Source organism: Shinella sumterensis (assembly GCF_004514425.2).
GTDB lineage: Bacteria > Pseudomonadota > Alphaproteobacteria > Rhizobiales > Rhizobiaceae > Shinella > Shinella sumterensis.
Map to the genome: position 1 here is coordinate 105238 of NZ_MYFN02000006.1, position 14443 is coordinate 119680.

Below are 14443 nucleotides of genomic sequence, written 5' to 3' on the forward strand. Positions count from 1 at the left end.
ATGGCGCAGGACAGCAAAGCGGGTGAACGCGATGCCGCCGGCGAAAAGCCCGGTTTCCAGCCCTTCGATCCCGCAACGATCGAGCCCTATGTCGTGAAGGACCCCGAGGCGCTGACGGTCAATATCGCCCGCATGGTCGAGCAGCTCGGCAAGGCCGCCTCCGCCTGGCTTGCCCCGCGCGAAAGCGGCGCGAAGGTCGATACCGTCTCCGAACCGATGGTCGACATGGTCAAGACCCTCTCGAAGGTTTCCGAATACTGGATGGCCGATCCGCGCCGCACACTTGAAGCGCAGACCATGCTGCTGGGCAGCTATTTCAACATATGGTCGCGCACGCTCGGCCGGATGGGCGGCGAGGATGCGGCTTCCGCGCCCGATCCCCACGCCAAGGACAAGCGTTTCGCCGATGAGGACTGGGTGAAGAACCCCTTCTTCGATTTCCTGCGGCAGGCCTATTTCGTGACGTCGGACTGGGCCGAGAAACTCGTGACCGACGCCCAGGGCCTGGACGAGCACACACGCCACAAGGCGGCCTTCTACGTGAAGCAGATCGCAAGTGCGGTTTCGCCCTCCAACTTCGTTACCACCAATCCGCAGCTCTATCGCGAAACGGTCGCTGCGAACGGCGCGAACCTCGTGCGCGGCATGCAGATGCTGGCTGAAGACATTGCGGCCGGCCGCGGCGACCTAAAGCTGCGCCAGACCGATACCAGCAAGTTCGCGATCGGCGAGAACATGGCGCTCACACCGGGCAAGGTGCTGGCGCAGAGCGATGTCTGTCAGGTCATCCAGTACGACACGTCGACGACGGAGGTTCTGAAACGCCCTCTCCTCATCTGCCCGCCGTGGATCAACAAATTCTACATTCTCGACCTCAACCCCGCGAAATCCTTCATCAAATGGGCAGTCGACCAGGGCCATACGGTTTTCGTCATCTCGTGGGTGAACCCGGATGAACGGCATGCCGGCAAGGATTGGGAAGCCTATGCCCGCGAGGGCATCGATTTCGCGCTCGACACGATCAAGCAGGCGACCGGCGAGGACGAGGTCAACGCGATCGGCTATTGTGTGGGCGGCACGCTGCTGGCGGCGACGCTGGCATTGCATGCCAAGGAAGGCGACAAACGCATCCGCAGCGCGACGTTGTTCACGACGCAGGTCGACTTCACCTATGCCGGCGATCTCAAGGTTTTCGCGGATGAGGAGCAGATCGACCTCATCGAGCGCGGCATGCAGGCCACGGGCTACCTCGACGGCTCCAAGATGGCGACAGCGTTCAACATGCTGCGCGCCTCCGAACTGATCTGGCCCTATGTCGTGAACAACTATCTGAAGGGCCAGGATCCCATGCCCTTCGACCTCCTCTATTGGAATTCAGATTCCACGCGAATGCCTGCCGCCAACCACTCGTTTTATCTCCGCAATTGCTATCTCAACAATACGCTGAGCAAGGGCGAGATGGTGCTCGCGGGCAAGACGCTTTCCCTGAAGGACGTGAAAATTCCGATCTACAATCTCGCCACCAAGGAAGACCATATCGCGCCGGCGAAGTCGGTTTTCGTCGGCAGCCAGCTGTTCGGCGGCAAGGTCACCTATGTCATGGCCGGCTCCGGCCATATCGCCGGCGTCGTCAACCCGCCGGATAAGAACAAGTACCAGTACTGGACCGGCGGCCCGGCAAAGGGCGAATTCGAGGCCTGGATCGGCAAGGCGAAGGAAACCGCCGGCTCGTGGTGGCCGCACTGGCATGCCTGGATCAAGGCCGAGGACGACCGGATGGTGCCGGCCCGCAAGACCGGCGGCAGCATGAACTCCATCGAGGAAGCCCCCGGCTCCTATGTGCGCGTGCGCGCCTGACGAATTGATCCAGCGATGATCTTCGATCCGCCGCTTATCCCCGGCACCCTCGTGCAGCGCTACAAGCGCTTCCTGTTCGATGCGATCCTCGACGACGGATCGGCGATTACCGGCTCCTGCCCGAACACCGGCTCGATGCGCGGCCTCACCGCGCCCGGATCCCGCATCTGGATGTCGACGAGCGATAGTCCCACGCGAAAGCATCGTTACCGGCTGGAGCTTGTCGAGGCGGATGACACCGTGGTCGGCATCAATACCGGCCTGCCGAACCGTCTGGCGGAAGAGGCTATCCATGCCGGCCTCGTTTCCGATCTCGCGACTTATCCGCTGGTCGAACGCGAGAAGAAGTACGGCCGCAACTCGCGCATCGATATCCTCCTGTCCGGCGATGCGCGGCCGTCCGCCTATGTGGAGGTCAAGAATGTGCATTTTCGCCGCGCCGCGGGGCTTGCCGAGTTCCCGGATACGGTGACGGCGCGGGGCGCAAAGCATCTCGAAGAGCTTGGCGATATGGTTGACGCCGGTTTTCGCGCGATCATGCTCTATCTCGTTCAGCGCGAGGATTGCGATCTCTTCCGCATCTGCGCCGACCTCGATCCGTTCTATGCGGCCGGGTTCCGGCGGGCGCTTTCCCGTGGCGTGGAGGCCTATGCGGTCAAATGTGCCGTTACGCCGTCGCAAATCCGGCCTGTCGCATCGATCGCCATGGACGAACCCGGTGCCGCTGTTTTATGACGGTCGCTGGAGAATGAAGAAAGCTGGACCATGGTGACTTATATTGAAGCGTCGGCGGCGCCGTTGAAGAACACGGGCGTCATCCGTCTTTATGATGCGGAGGCCTTCGAGGGCATGCGAAAGGCCTGTCAGCTGACGGCCCGCTGCCTGGACGAACTCTATCCGCTCGTGAAGCCCGGTGTCGCGACCGACGTGATCGACCGCTTCGTCTTCGAGTTCGGCATGGACAATGGCGCCCTGCCCGCCACGCTCAACTATCGCGGCTATACGAAATCGACCTGCACCTCGATCAACCATGTCGTCTGCCACGGGATCCCCAACGACAAGCCGCTGCGCGAAGGCGACGTCGTCAACATCGACGTCACCTACATTCTCGATGGCTGGCATGGCGATTCCAGCCGCATGTATCCCGTCGGCGAGATCAAGCGTGCCGCCGAACGGCTGCTCGAAGTCACCCATGAATGCCTGATGCGCGGCATTGCCGCCGTCAAGCCCGGTGCGCGCACCGGCGCCATCGGCGAAGCCATCCAGGCCTATGCCGAGGCCGAGCGCTGCTCGGTGGTGCGCGATTTCTGCGGCCACGGCGTCGGCCGGCTGTTTCACGATGCACCGAACATCCTCCATTACGGGCGGGCGAACGAAGGCCCGGAACTTCGCGAGGGCATGATCTTCACCATCGAACCGATGATCAATCTCGGCCGCCCGCATGTGAAGGTGCTTTCCGATGGTTGGACGGCCGTGACGCGTGATCGCTCGCTGTCGGCCCAGTACGAGCACACGGTCGGCGTCACCGCTGACGGATGTGAAATCTTCACGCTGTCGCCCGGCGGCCTCGACCGCCCCGGTTTGCCTACTTAAGGATCGCCATGAAGGGATCGCGCGGCCGTATCGACCAGCCCTCGTCCGCCGCCAAGGCGGACAACGCGCCGCCTGCCGGCGATCTTTTCCATGAAACCGACGAACGCGGATATTTTGCGGAGCGGCCGGCGCGGACCGCAGCTCCCATTGCCACGAGCGAACCTGAAGAGAAGCACTACCACGGGCACCGTGACCGTCTGCGTCTTCGTTTTCGTGAAAGCGGCGATACGGCGCTCGCCGACTATGAAATCCTCGAACTCCTTCTCTTTCGCCTCATTCCCCGCCGCGACACCAAGCCGATCGCCAAAGCGCTGCTCAGCAAATTCGGCACGCTCGCCGGGGTCTTCGGTGCGACACCAGCCCTGCTCCAGGAAGTCAGCGGCATCGGAGAAACCGTCGCGCTCGATATCAAGCTGATCGCCGCCGTCGCCCAGCGCACGCTGAAGAGCGAGATCCGGGACAAGACGGTGCTCGCCTCCTGGTCCTCGGTCATACAGTACTGTCATGCCGCCATGGCCCACGAGCCGCGCGAGCAGTTTCGCATCCTCTTTCTGGACAAGCGCAACACGCTGATCGCCGACGAGGTGCAAGGCCGCGGCACGGTGGATCACACCCCCGTCTATCCCCGCGAGGTGGTGCGCCGCGCGCTCGAGCTCTCCGCCACCGCCATCATCCTGGTCCACAATCACCCGTCGGGAGACCCCACCCCGTCGCGGGCGGACATCGACATGACGAAGACGATCGTCGAAACCGCCCGCCCGCTTGGTATCACGGTGCATGACCATATCATCATCGGCAAGGACGGACATGTCAGCCTCAAGGGTTTGAGACTTATGTGAATTCCGAAGTCGGACGATCGGTCTTTCATCCGATTGAAACGGTTTGCTGCCACATTCGGTTGACGAAATTGGATGGGCGAAGACAATTGCTGCGATGCAATATGATTCTTCCCGCACAGGACTGGGGCTATCTTACATGCAGGAATATGATCTCGTCGTCGTGGGCAGCGGCCCGGCCGGCCGCCGCGGCGCCATCCAGGCAGCCAAGCTCGGGCGTAAGGTTCTCGTCATCGAGCAGGGCAAACGCGTCGGCGGCGTGTCCGTCCACACCGGCACCATCCCCTCCAAGACCCTGCGCGAAACCGCGCTGAACCTCTCGGGCTGGCGCGAGCGCGGCTTTTACGGCCGGGCCTACCGCGTGAAGCAGGAGATCAGCGCGGACGATCTGCGCCGCCGCCTGCTCATCACGCTCGACCACGAGGTCGAGGTCCTGGAGCACCAGTTCGCCCGCAACCGCGTGCAGCACATTCGCGGCAAGGCAACGTTCCTGACACCGGATACGATGGAGATCGCCAAGGACGACGGCGAGACCATCCATGTCCAGGGCAAGAGCATCATGCTCGCCGTCGGCACGAAGCCCTATCGCCCGGAAAGCATCCCTTTCGACGGCGTGAGCGTGCTCGACAGCGACGAACTGCTCGACATCCAGGAACTGCCGCGCTCGATGGTCGTGATCGGCGCGGGCGTCATCGGCATCGAGTACGCCACGATCTTTTCCGCGCTCGACACGCAGGTCACCGTCATCGACCCCAAGTCGACCATCCTCGATTTCATCGACAAGGAGATCATCGAGGAGTTCATCCACGACCTGCGCGACCGCAATATGAAGCTGATCCTCGGCCAGAAGGCCGACAAGGTGGAAAAGCTGCCCAACGGCAAATGCGAGATCACGCTGGACAACGGCCGCCGTGTCACCTGTGACATGGTTCTCTATGCGGCCGGCCGCGTCGGCGCGACGGATAGCCTGAACCTCGCCGCCGCCGGCCTTACCGCCGATTCGCGCGGCCGCCTCAGCGTCAACCCGGAAACCTTCCAGACCGACGTGCCGCACATCTACGCCGCCGGCGACGTGGTCGGCTTTCCCGCACTTGCCTCGACGTCGATGGAACAGGGCCGCATCGCCGCGCGCGTTGCCGTCGGCGCCATCGCCAAGGAGCCGCCGAAATACTTCCCCTACGGCATCTACGCCGTGCCGGAAATCTCCACCTGTGGGCTGACCGAGGAAGAGGTGAAGGAGCGCGGCATTCCCTATGAATGCGGCATGGCGCGCTTCCGTGAGACCTCGCGCGGCCACATCATGGGCCTGAATTCCGGCCTGTTGAAGATGATCTTCTCGCTGAAGACCCGCCGCCTGCTCGGCGTGCACATCGTCGGCGAAGGCGCGACCGAGCTGGTCCATATCGGCCAAGCCGTGCTGAACCTGAAGGGCACCGTGGAATATTTCGTCGAAAACACCTTCAACTATCCCACGCTCGCCGAAGCCTACAAGATCGCCGGTCTGGACGCCTGGAACCGCATGGGGGACCTCTCGCAGGCAGGCTGATGCAGGCATGTCGAAAAGCCCGGCGGGTACTCTCGCAATTGCCTGGAGAGGCGACGAAGATTGGGTGTGAGCGAGGTTGTCAGCCCCTATATTCGCGGCTATATCAACGCTTGCAAATTGTGTCTGAATGGCAACCGCACGGGCATCAACGCGCGCGGAATCGTCTTTGGAAACGAACCCATGTTCGTTTTCGAAATGGCCTCCTCGCCCTGCCCGCAGTGAGCATTTCGGCGCAATCTGTCACACCGGTTGTTGTTCCCCAATCAAACCGGATCATGCATTTCCTCATGCTCGCCGGCGGATCGTTGCGCCGCGACGCGCGAATTCTGGAGCCATGTCGATGACCGCCAAGATCTATCGTCCCGCCAAGACCGCGATGCAGTCGGGCAAGGCCAAGACCCATCTCTGGGTTCTGGAGTTCGATGCGGAGAAGCCGCGGACGATCGATCCGATCATGGGCTACACCAGCTCGGGCGACATGTACCAGCAGGTCAAGCTGACCTTCGAAACCAGCGAGGAAGCGATTGCCTATGCCGAGCGCAACGGCATCGAATATCGCCTGATCGAGCCGAAGGAAGCGACCCGCAAGCGCGTCGCCTATCCCGACAATTTCCGCTTCAACCGCATGCAGCCCTGGACCCACTGAGGTCCCGACGGCCCCTTAGCTCAGCTGGATAGAGCATCTGCCTTCTAAGCAGAATGTCGCAGGTTCGAGCCCTGCAGGGGTCGCCATTCAGATCAACGTAACTCAGCTTTACAGATTTCGCCTGCAAAGACGCCCGCACGGCAAAAGGCCGTGACGGGCTTCGCTTTTGGCTGGATGACGCAGCGCCCGGCTGCGCGAACATCCTCATCACTGGGCAAATTGGAACTTCTCCGACGGCCGCGGATTTCTCGCGCAAGGGAGAACAGACATGGATTACAGAACCTTCGACCCCAACACATCCGTGCCGGACGCGATCGTCGTCAAGCTTTACACGTCCGGCGACAAGATCAGGGGCTATGTGCGCAAGATCGCCGACCCCGCCGAGAACGACACGATATTTCCCGGCGAGGAAATGGAGCCGGCCAAGGCATTCCAGTTGGCCGCATCTCACAGCGAGGGCGAGGCGCCGATCTATGTGGAGCTCGTGGAGGGCGTGGAATGGGATCCGTCCTGGGGTAAAATCCTGCGGTAGCGCGGAGCCCCGCCCGGCAGACTCGCTCGGCGTCTGGAACATTCACGAGTCTGCGTCGTTCGGGCTGACTGAAAGACACCGAACGCAAAGCCAAGGCCGGAATGTACCGGGTCGTCGTCATCCTCTTCGGGATCGCCCTGCTTCTGGCCGGCTTCTACATCGTGTTCTGGACGCCGGGCGCCACGGAGCGACCTCCATTGCCGAACGCGATCAACCAATCTGAATGAGGACGACATGGATAAAGATGAGACACCTGTTGGCCTCGCGCCATCAGCGGATTCCCCAAAAGAGAAGCGGCGCAAGCTCCAGATCGGCCGGGGCGCCATCATGGTGATCTGCGGCGTCGGCGTTGCAGCCTTCGTGCTCTACACCTTCACGGTGCTCTACGGAATTTTCACCGCAGCAAACTGACTTATATCTCTGAACATGGTGCCGTGATATTTCTAGCCTGAGGCCACGCCTCAGGCAGCCACCGCACGCGCCTCCCGTTGACGCGCCGGGCAAAGCTGCTACAAAGCCGCATCGCTTGGACGGGGAACGCCCCATGCAAGGATGGGTGGCCGAGCGGTTTAAGGCACCGGTCTTGAAAACCGGCGTAGGTGAGAGCCTACCGTGGGTTCGAATCCCACCCCATCCGCCATTTCTCGAAGACGTTCACTGTCGGCGAGCGAGGCGTTTCGCTGCTCGGCAGGACGATTTCGTGGCCACCCCTTGTTTTGGCCACAATGGCCTCCTATATCTCTGTCATCGGCATTGCTGATGAGCGCTGGAACGCTTCTGCCGCTCGCAATGCCGCCATCGCCTGGTGCTTTTGACCACGGATGTACTGGCACTGGCGAAACAGGCGATGATGAGGAAGGTCGGTGCGGTTTCGCCCCGGCCTTTTTTGTTGCCCGTATTTCATCGAATCTAAATATGTGAATCGCTTCCGTCAAGCTGCCGCTTCCTGTGTTCGGCGGCCCGCGCGCCCACACTCCGCCATGATCTTCGCCATGAGATGCGTCGCGACCGGGAACCAATGCGCCGGGCTCGCCATTATCGTGCCAGACAGAAGGAGTGCACAAATGAACAAGAAGCTTGGAACGGTTCTCGCCTTGACGCTCGCACAGGTCGTCGCCACCAGCGCCGGTGCAGCCGACATGGTCGGCCGTGACAATGCGCCGGTCTATGTCGACCGTGGCGCGCGTGACGGTGTGAAGATCGGCATGCTGACCTGCGATGTCGGCGGTGGTGTCGGTTATGTCATCGGCTCGGCAAAGAGCGTCGATTGCGTTTTCAAAGCCAGCAACGGCGAGCAGGACGTTTATTCGGGCGTGATCCGCAAAATGGGCGTCGACCTCGGCTTCACCACGCAGGGCCGCATCATCTGGGCCGTCTTCGCGCCGACCGCCGGCTACCATCAGGGTTCGCTCGGTGGCCTGTATCAGGGCGCAACGGCCGAGGCGACGGTCGGCGTGGGTGTCGGCACCAATATCCTGGTCGGCGGCACGTCGGGTTCGATCCAGTTGCAGACGATCAGCGTCAGCGGCCAGCTCGGTCTGAACCTCGCCGCGACCGGCACGTCCGTCACCTTGCAGCCGCAGGGCTGAGAAGACCTTACGATCGGAACGGGCAATGTCGGTTGCCCGTTTCTTCCTTTGCACCATCTGCTAGGATGGTGCCGAGAGGTTCCGTCATGAAACGCTTTGCCCTTCCCCTTCTCGCTATCCTGGCTCTGGCCGGTTGCACGACCGGCGGCATGACGCTGGAACCGATTCCGGGGAGCATCACCTATCACGCACAGCCACGCACCAAGCTGACGAAAGCCCCCGTCGGCAGCACGTTCGAACATCAGTTCATCGACGACCGCGGTCGCGAGGTGTTCGAGACCTATCGCATCGAGCCGGACCGGTCGCTGTCGATCGTCCGCCGTTATGTGCGCGTGGAGGTGTTCTGATGGACGGACAACGGGAGAATGCCATGCTGGAAAGCTCGGATATCGAACTCGAGGATGAGCGCCTGAAGCAGCTCGATATTCTCGCGGCAGAACGCAACCTGACGGCGCCCGAATTGATGGCGCATTACGAATCGGGCTCGTTCGGTTTCCATGAGGCGGTGCACACCACGTCGATCGTGCTCGATCTCGTCGACGAACAGTTGCTGCATCATCCCGCCATCGCCGGAAATCCGGAATGGTTCCGGATGGCGGCGCGTGCGAGCGAGGCATTGTTCAATCTCTACCAGTCGATGGGCGCCGCACAGCTTGCAAGCCGCAGCACGGACGAAGGCAAGCGGCCGGAAGAGCTCAACGCCAGCAACGACGACTGATAAAACGTCGTAGAAAACGTTAAGCGGCCGGCGCTTCTGGCGACGACGCCGGCGTACCCGTGTCCGTCAATCACGTCACATCGCGCAGGGCCTGGACGACCCGCTCGCGACCCAGGCGAATGACATTCTCCATGGCGCTTCGTGCGCCCTCCTCGTCCCGCTTGTGGATTTCCTCGACAATACGGATGTGGTTGGCGGCGACATCGTTGATCTTGCTGCGATCCTCGGCCGGCGAGCTGAGCGTGAAGGCGCCGACGAGGCCGGCCTCGATGAGGCTGCCCAGCGTGCGCAGGAACGGATTGCCCGATGCTTCCAGAACGGACAGGTGAAATTTCAGGTCCGCCATAGCCATCGAGCCGGCCGTGTGTTCGGGGTCGCCCATCGCCACGGCAAGCCGCATCATCTGGCTGATATCGGCCTCGGTGGCGTTGCGCGCCGCAAGGGCCGCCGCATGGGGCTCGAAACCGAGACGCACCTCGGAGAGGTGAGTCAGGAACTCCTCGTTGATACCCACGGCGAAATGCCAGGTGAGGATATCGCCGTCGAAGAGATTCCACTGGGTATTCGGCGTCACGCGGGTACCGATTCGCGCGCGTGGCACGACAAGTCCCTTCGCTGCCAGCGTCTTCATCGCTTCCCGCAAGACGGTTCGCGAAACCTTGAAGCGCGCCGCCAGATCCACGTCGCCCGGCAGGGTGCTGCCTACCGGGTACTCGCCGGCGATAATCGCCCGCCCGAGTTCGTTGACGACCTGCGCATGGCTGGTACGCGTATTCGCCCCCGATATGGCGGCCTCCAGCAAACCCTTTTGCAAATGTCCCCTCCTGCGCCCCGCACGCGTCATCGGCCGCGAAACATCCCGATGGTATAGAACGCGGCGGCGATTTCGCAAAGCCCGATCGCGCCCCCGCAGGCGCCAACAAAAAACCCGGCGAGACGCCGGGTTTTCTGAAATGGATATGCGGTGCCGAGCCTTACTGGCTCTTGGCAGCCTTCTGGGCGTCTTCCAGCTTCTTGCGGGCTTCCTCGGCCTTCTTCTGCATTTCTTCCTGCAGCAGGCGCTGACGCTCTTCGAGCTGGGACTGTTCGATCGGCTCGCCATCGAACACGCCCGTGAAGCCTTCGAGCGAGATCTTGATCGGGTTCGGGGCGCGCTGGAAGTTGACCGAGGTCAGGACAAGCTCGCCGCCCTTCTTGAGGCTGGCCAGAACCTGATCCGTAAGCGGCACTTCGGCGACGCACTTGTCGGGCATGCAGATGGCGTAGTCGAGCTTCTGGGCCTTGCCGCCATCGACCTGCATCTGAACGCCGACAGGGATCAGGCGTGCGCTCGGAACCGAGACCTGCATGATCTTGCGGTTGGCCTTGCCGGCAACGGTGATAAGGCCGACCGCCGTGATGAGCTGGCCGCTGTTGGCGGTCAGCAGGTTCTGCACGATGCAGACGTCATTGTCTTCCTGCTTGGTGCAGACCTTGAACCAGCCCTTCGGCGGAGCGGCCTGCTGCTGGGCCAGCGACGCGGACGGAGCGGCAGCCATCGCAACGGACGCGGCGAAGGCAGAAAAGACGGTCCGCTTGATGAGATTCGATGTGAAGATCATACGATTTCGGTCTCCTGAAAATCCGGTGCCGGAGCGACTGCGCTCCTCCCGCAAGCCCCTCTCGGGCATTCGGTCAGCCGTGCGCTCTCCTGTCGGCGAAATGAGGCATTTACATGACCCGCTTCGGTGAACCCTGTTACATCGCGTCGCGCCGGATATCCAGTCTTTCCTTGCGAAAATCCCGCAAACCACGCCATTTCGCGCTGTCGCCATGCTGCTGCCGCGTGCGCAGGCAGTATAATAGGGAGAATCATGCTGACATCACGGGAGTCCTGCGTGCGCCTCATCCTCATTGCCCTTGCCGCCTGCACGATCGGCCTTTCCGCAACGCTCGTCGAGGCCGCGCCCGTGCATGCGATCGCAATGCATGGCGAACCTGCCCTGCCGGCGGATTACACGCACTTCCCTTACGTCAATCCTGCCGTCAAGAAGGGCGGGCGCATTGCCTATGGCGTCGTCGGGACCTTCGACAATCTCAATCCCTTCATCCTCAAAAGCATGCGCACGACCGCACGCGGCATGTGGGATCCGGAATTCGGCAACCTCGTCTATGAACCGCTGATGCAGCGCTCCCGCGACGAGGCCTTCACCATGTATGGCCTGCTTGCCGAAACCGTGGTGATGGACGACGACCGGACCTTCATCCAGTTCAACCTCAACCCCAGGGCACGCTGGGCGGACGGCGAGAAGGTCACCGCGGAAGACGTGATCTTCAGCTTCGAACTGCTGCGCGACAAGGGCCGCACACCCTTCAACCGCAGGCTCGACGGTGTGGCGAAAATGGAGAAGGTCGGCGAAAACAGCGTGCGCTTCACCTTCAACGACAAGGCTGACCGCGAGACGCCGCTGCTGATCGCCGGCTATTCGCCGATCCTGCCGAAACATGCCATCGACGTCGAGACCTTCGACCGCACGTCGCTGTCGTTCCCGCTCGGCTCCGGACCCTATAAAGTGAAGGCGATCCGGCCGGGCGAAAGGATCGTCTACGAGCGGAATCCGGATTATTGGGCCAGGGATCTTCCCTCGAAGGTCGGCTTCGACAATTACGACGAAATTTCCGTCGAGTACTTCCTGCAGGACAATTCACTGTTCGAGGCCTTCAAGAAGGGCGAAATCGACCTCTACCAGGAGGGAAGCCCGACGAAATGGGTGCGGAACTACGATTTTCCCGCCATTGCCTCCGGTGACATCGTGAAGGATGCGGTCAGTCCCAAAACCCCATCGGGCATGTTCGGCTTCGTCTTCAACACACGCCGGCCGGTCTTCCAGAACCGGGAACTGCGCAAGGCCCTGACGCTGGTCTTCGATTTCGAATGGGTCAACCGCAGCCTTTTCGAGAATGCCTACAAGCGCACGCAGAGCTTCTGGCAGAACTCCGAGCTCAGCTCCATGGGCGTGCCGGCGGATGCCCGTGAACGGGCCGTGGCCGGCGCGGCGCTCGAGCGGATCGAGCCGGATATCCTCGCCGGCACGCATCGCCTGCCCACCACGGATGGCTCGGGCCGCGATCGTAAGGTGCTGCGCCTGGCGATGGATTCGTTCATCAAGGCCGGCTACACCATCAAGGGCGGCCAGATGATCGACGCGAACGGCAAGCCGCTCGCCTTCGAGATCATGACGCAGAACGCCGATCAGGAAAAGCTCGCGCTCGCCTATCAGCGTTTTCTTGCTGCGCTCGGGGTGAAGGTCGGCATCCGGACGGTGGATGATTCGCAATATCAGAGCCGCAGCCAGACCTTCGACTACGACGTCATCATCAAGTCCTTCCCCTCCTCGCTTTCGCCCGGGCGCGACCAGATCAGCTACTGGAGCTCGACGATGAGCGACTTTCCCGGAAGCTCGAACTTTGCGGGTGTTGCCGATCTGGATGTCGACCGCTTCATCGATGCGATGCTGAACGCGCGCTCCGCCGAGGATTTCCGTTCGGCCGTGCGCCTGCACGACAGGATGCTGCTTTCCGGCTACTATGTCGTGCCGCTCTACCATCTCGGCGAGCAGTGGGTTGCGCATTCCAAGCGTATCCAGCGCCCGGAAAAGACCCCGCTCTACGGCTTCCAGTTCCCCGCATGGTGGGACGCACGCGCACAATGAAGGGGTGATCCCCAGAATTAGGGTTCCCTCAAGGCAACCTGTTGAAAGAAACGGCGCGTGAGCCTATCTCGGCGCATGACCGGATCGTTCCGGCGTCTCGAAAGGAAAACCGGATGGAAGCCATTACAATCGATGTCGTCTCGGATGTCGTCTGCCCGTGGTGCTATCTCGGCAAGAAGCGGCTCGACCAGGCAATCGAGAACGTCAGGGACGAACTCGGCGTCGCCGTGACCTTCCGCCCCTATCAGCTCAATCCCGACCTTCCGCCGGAAGGCGCCGATCACAAGGCGCATCTTGCCGAAAAGCTCGGCGGCGCCGAGGCCGTCGAGCGGGCGCATGACACGCTGACGGAACTTGGCCGGCAAGACGGTATCGCCTTCGATTTCCCGGCGGTGAAGATCAGCCCCAACACGCTCGACGCGCACCGCCTTCTGCGCTGGGCGATGATCGAAGGGCCGCAGGTGCAGAACCGCGTGGCGCTGGCCCTCTTCAAGGCCTATTTCGAGGAAGGCCGCGATGTCGGGGACCGGGCCGTGTTGCTCGATGTGGCCGAAGCTGCCGGAATGGACCGCGCGGTCGTGACGGCCCTGTTTTCCGCCGGTGCCGACGTCGATTCCGTCAAGGAGGAGATCGGCATGGCCCGCGACATGGGCGTCTCCGGCGTGCCCTGCTTCATCATCGACAACAAATACGCCGTGATGGGCGCGCAGTCCGTCGACGTGTTGACAAATGCCTTCCGCGAAATCGCGGCGATGAAGGCGCAGGAGCGTATCGGCAAGAATTGACGCGGCTCAGGCCAGCGCGGCGACCACGGAGGGGCGGACTTTGATGCGCTCCCACCAGGCAACCAGGCTCGGGAATTCCGCCAGCATGGCCGCGCCCTCCGGCGCCTGTTGGAACAGGTCGAAGACCGGCGCAGCGTGGAAATCGGCGAGACAAGGCGTGTCGCCCGCCAGCCAAAGCCGGTCTCCGACGAGATCTGTTAGAGCGATCAGGAAACGACGGGCTTTCGCCAAGCCGTCTGCGATTTTCGCCTCATCAGGGTGCTGGCCTTCGGGCGGCTCCACGCGCTGCACGTAGACGTCCCAGACCATCGGGCCATAGGCATAGTTGTCCAGCATGGCGATGATCTGGTTCATGCGCGCCCGTTCACGCGTTGCCTGCGGCTGGAGTGCGGGGCCATCGAAGCCCTCTTCGATATAGCGGGTGACGGCGGTGGTCTCGTAGAGATCGAAACCGCCATGGGAAAAGGCGGGGATGCGGCCGAAGGGATGGCGGGCGATATAATCCGTCGGCAGGCCTTCCTGCGCGAAGACATCGACCGGCACGAGCGCATAGGAGACGCCCTTCTCGGCCAGCACGATGCGCACGATCCTGACATAGACGCTGTAGCCCGCGCCGTAGACGACGACGCTATTGTCGATATCGGACATC

General features: G+C 62.0%; 17 protein-coding genes and 2 tRNA genes. 16 read left to right on the plus strand and 3 right to left on the minus strand.

Features of this window, described 5'->3' with window-relative positions:
* From B5M41_RS13170 to B5M41_RS13230, 14 genes are all read left to right on the plus strand, one after another.
* Positions 1–1857, plus strand: coding sequence for a PHA/PHB synthase family protein (locus tag B5M41_RS13170; RefSeq protein ID WP_134649177.1), 1857 nt, complete (start codon positions 1–3; stop codon positions 1855–1857).
* A gap of 15 nt (positions 1858–1872) precedes the next feature.
* The gene (gene sfsA, locus B5M41_RS13175; RefSeq protein WP_134649176.1) at positions 1873–2592 is read left to right on the plus strand and encodes a DNA/RNA nuclease SfsA; all 720 of its coding nucleotides are present in this window, start codon (positions 1873–1875) and stop codon (positions 2590–2592) included.
* A 30-nt stretch (positions 2593–2622) separates the two neighbouring features.
* Positions 2623–3450, plus strand: coding sequence for a type I methionyl aminopeptidase (gene map / locus B5M41_RS13180; protein WP_134649175.1), 828 nt, complete (start codon positions 2623–2625; stop codon positions 3448–3450).
* A gap of 29 nt (positions 3451–3479) precedes the next feature.
* Positions 3480–4289, plus strand: a complete 810-nt coding sequence (gene radC, locus B5M41_RS13185) for a RadC family protein (protein WP_230640085.1) — start codon at positions 3480–3482, stop codon at positions 4287–4289.
* 136 nt (positions 4290–4425) lie between these two features.
* A complete protein-coding gene (gene sthA, locus B5M41_RS13190; RefSeq protein WP_134649173.1) occupies positions 4426–5832 on the plus strand; it encodes a Si-specific NAD(P)(+) transhydrogenase in 1407 nt (468 codons plus the stop codon).
* 340 nt (positions 5833–6172) lie between these two features.
* Entirely contained in the window at positions 6173–6478 is a 306-nt protein-coding gene (locus B5M41_RS13195; RefSeq protein ID WP_134649172.1) for an ETC complex I subunit, read from the plus strand.
* Positions 6479–6487: 9 nt separating this feature from the next.
* Positions 6488–6564 (plus strand) — tRNA-Arg (locus tag B5M41_RS13200).
* Between the two features lie 182 nt (positions 6565–6746).
* The gene (locus B5M41_RS13205; protein WP_134649171.1) at positions 6747–7010 is read left to right on the plus strand and encodes a hypothetical protein; all 264 of its coding nucleotides are present in this window, start codon (positions 6747–6749) and stop codon (positions 7008–7010) included.
* Between the two features lie 101 nt (positions 7011–7111).
* The gene (locus tag B5M41_RS26890; protein ID WP_268998340.1) at positions 7112–7237 is read left to right on the plus strand and encodes a hypothetical protein; all 126 of its coding nucleotides are present in this window, start codon (positions 7112–7114) and stop codon (positions 7235–7237) included.
* 7 nt (positions 7238–7244) lie between these two features.
* A complete protein-coding gene (locus B5M41_RS13210; protein WP_167719050.1) occupies positions 7245–7421 on the plus strand; it encodes a hypothetical protein in 177 nt (58 codons plus the stop codon).
* 139 nt (positions 7422–7560) lie between these two features.
* Positions 7561–7650: transfer RNA gene (locus B5M41_RS13215), tRNA-Ser, on the plus strand.
* 424 nt (positions 7651–8074) lie between these two features.
* Positions 8075–8599: a DUF992 domain-containing protein gene (locus tag B5M41_RS13220; RefSeq protein WP_134649170.1), complete on the plus strand. Its 525-nt coding sequence runs from the start codon at positions 8075–8077 to the stop codon at positions 8597–8599.
* A gap of 86 nt (positions 8600–8685) precedes the next feature.
* On the plus strand, positions 8686–8946 hold the full coding sequence (locus tag B5M41_RS13225) for a hypothetical protein (protein WP_134649169.1): 261 nt from the start codon (positions 8686–8688) through the stop codon (positions 8944–8946).
* Entirely contained in the window at positions 8946–9317 is a 372-nt protein-coding gene (locus B5M41_RS13230) for a hypothetical protein (protein ID WP_134649168.1), read from the plus strand. Before B5M41_RS13225 ends, B5M41_RS13230 begins: the two co-directional genes overlap by 1 nt.
* A 70-nt stretch (positions 9318–9387) precedes the next feature.
* On the opposite strand, the gene B5M41_RS13235 is transcribed toward B5M41_RS13230, so the two are convergent.
* Both B5M41_RS13235 and B5M41_RS13240 read right to left on the minus strand, forming a co-directional pair.
* On the minus strand, positions 9388–10131 hold the full coding sequence (locus B5M41_RS13235; RefSeq protein ID WP_230640081.1) for a FadR/GntR family transcriptional regulator: 744 nt from the start codon (positions 10129–10131) through the stop codon (positions 9388–9390).
* Positions 10132–10291: 160 nt separating this feature from the next.
* The gene (locus B5M41_RS13240; RefSeq protein WP_134649166.1) at positions 10292–10918 is read right to left on the minus strand and encodes an invasion associated locus B family protein; all 627 of its coding nucleotides are present in this window, start codon (positions 10916–10918) and stop codon (positions 10292–10294) included.
* A 285-nt stretch (positions 10919–11203) separates the two neighbouring features.
* On the opposite strand from B5M41_RS13240, the gene B5M41_RS13245 reads away from it, so the two are divergent.
* Positions 11204–13009 (plus strand): extracellular solute-binding protein, encoded by a 1806-nt coding sequence (locus B5M41_RS13245; RefSeq protein ID WP_370359638.1) that lies wholly within the window; start codon positions 11204–11206, stop codon positions 13007–13009.
* Positions 13010–13122: 113 nt separating this feature from the next.
* Positions 13123–13794 carry a DsbA family oxidoreductase gene (locus B5M41_RS13250; protein WP_134649164.1) on the plus strand — a complete coding sequence of 224 codons (672 nt, stop codon included), beginning with the start codon at positions 13123–13125 and terminating at the stop codon, positions 13792–13794.
* Positions 13795–13800: 6 nt separating this feature from the next.
* Here B5M41_RS13250 and B5M41_RS13255 read toward each other — a convergent pair whose 3' ends face one another.
* A complete protein-coding gene (locus B5M41_RS13255; RefSeq protein WP_134649163.1) occupies positions 13801–14442 on the minus strand; it encodes a glutathione S-transferase family protein in 642 nt (213 codons plus the stop codon).
* Position 14443: the final 1 nt, after the last annotated feature.

Coding starts and splice junctions, on each gene's coding strand:
- B5M41_RS13230 (WP_134649168.1), top strand. CDS start 8,946: ATGGACGGACAACGGGAGAATGCCATGCTGGAAAGCTCGGATATCGAA.
- B5M41_RS13240 (WP_134649166.1), bottom strand. CDS start 10,918: ATGATCTTCACATCGAATCTCATCAAGCGGACCGTCTTTTCTGCCTTC.
- sthA (WP_134649173.1), top strand. CDS start 4,426: ATGCAGGAATATGATCTCGTCGTCGTGGGCAGCGGCCCGGCCGGCCGC.
- sfsA (WP_134649176.1), top strand. CDS start 1,873: ATGATCTTCGATCCGCCGCTTATCCCCGGCACCCTCGTGCAGCGCTAC.
- B5M41_RS13205 (WP_134649171.1), top strand. CDS start 6,747: ATGGATTACAGAACCTTCGACCCCAACACATCCGTGCCGGACGCGATC.
- B5M41_RS13250 (WP_134649164.1), top strand. CDS start 13,123: ATGGAAGCCATTACAATCGATGTCGTCTCGGATGTCGTCTGCCCGTGG.
- B5M41_RS13255 (WP_134649163.1), bottom strand. CDS start 14,442: ATGTCCGATATCGACAATAGCGTCGTCGTCTACGGCGCGGGCTACAGC.
- B5M41_RS13220 (WP_134649170.1), top strand. CDS start 8,075: ATGAACAAGAAGCTTGGAACGGTTCTCGCCTTGACGCTCGCACAGGTC.
- B5M41_RS13225 (WP_134649169.1), top strand. CDS start 8,686: ATGAAACGCTTTGCCCTTCCCCTTCTCGCTATCCTGGCTCTGGCCGGT.
- map (WP_134649175.1), top strand. CDS start 2,623: ATGGTGACTTATATTGAAGCGTCGGCGGCGCCGTTGAAGAACACGGGC.
- B5M41_RS13210 (WP_167719050.1), top strand. CDS start 7,245: ATGGATAAAGATGAGACACCTGTTGGCCTCGCGCCATCAGCGGATTCC.
- B5M41_RS26890 (WP_268998340.1), top strand. CDS start 7,112: ATGTACCGGGTCGTCGTCATCCTCTTCGGGATCGCCCTGCTTCTGGCC.
- B5M41_RS13195 (WP_134649172.1), top strand. CDS start 6,173: ATGACCGCCAAGATCTATCGTCCCGCCAAGACCGCGATGCAGTCGGGC.
- B5M41_RS13170 (WP_134649177.1), top strand. CDS start 1: ATGGCGCAGGACAGCAAAGCGGGTGAACGCGATGCCGCCGGCGAAAAG.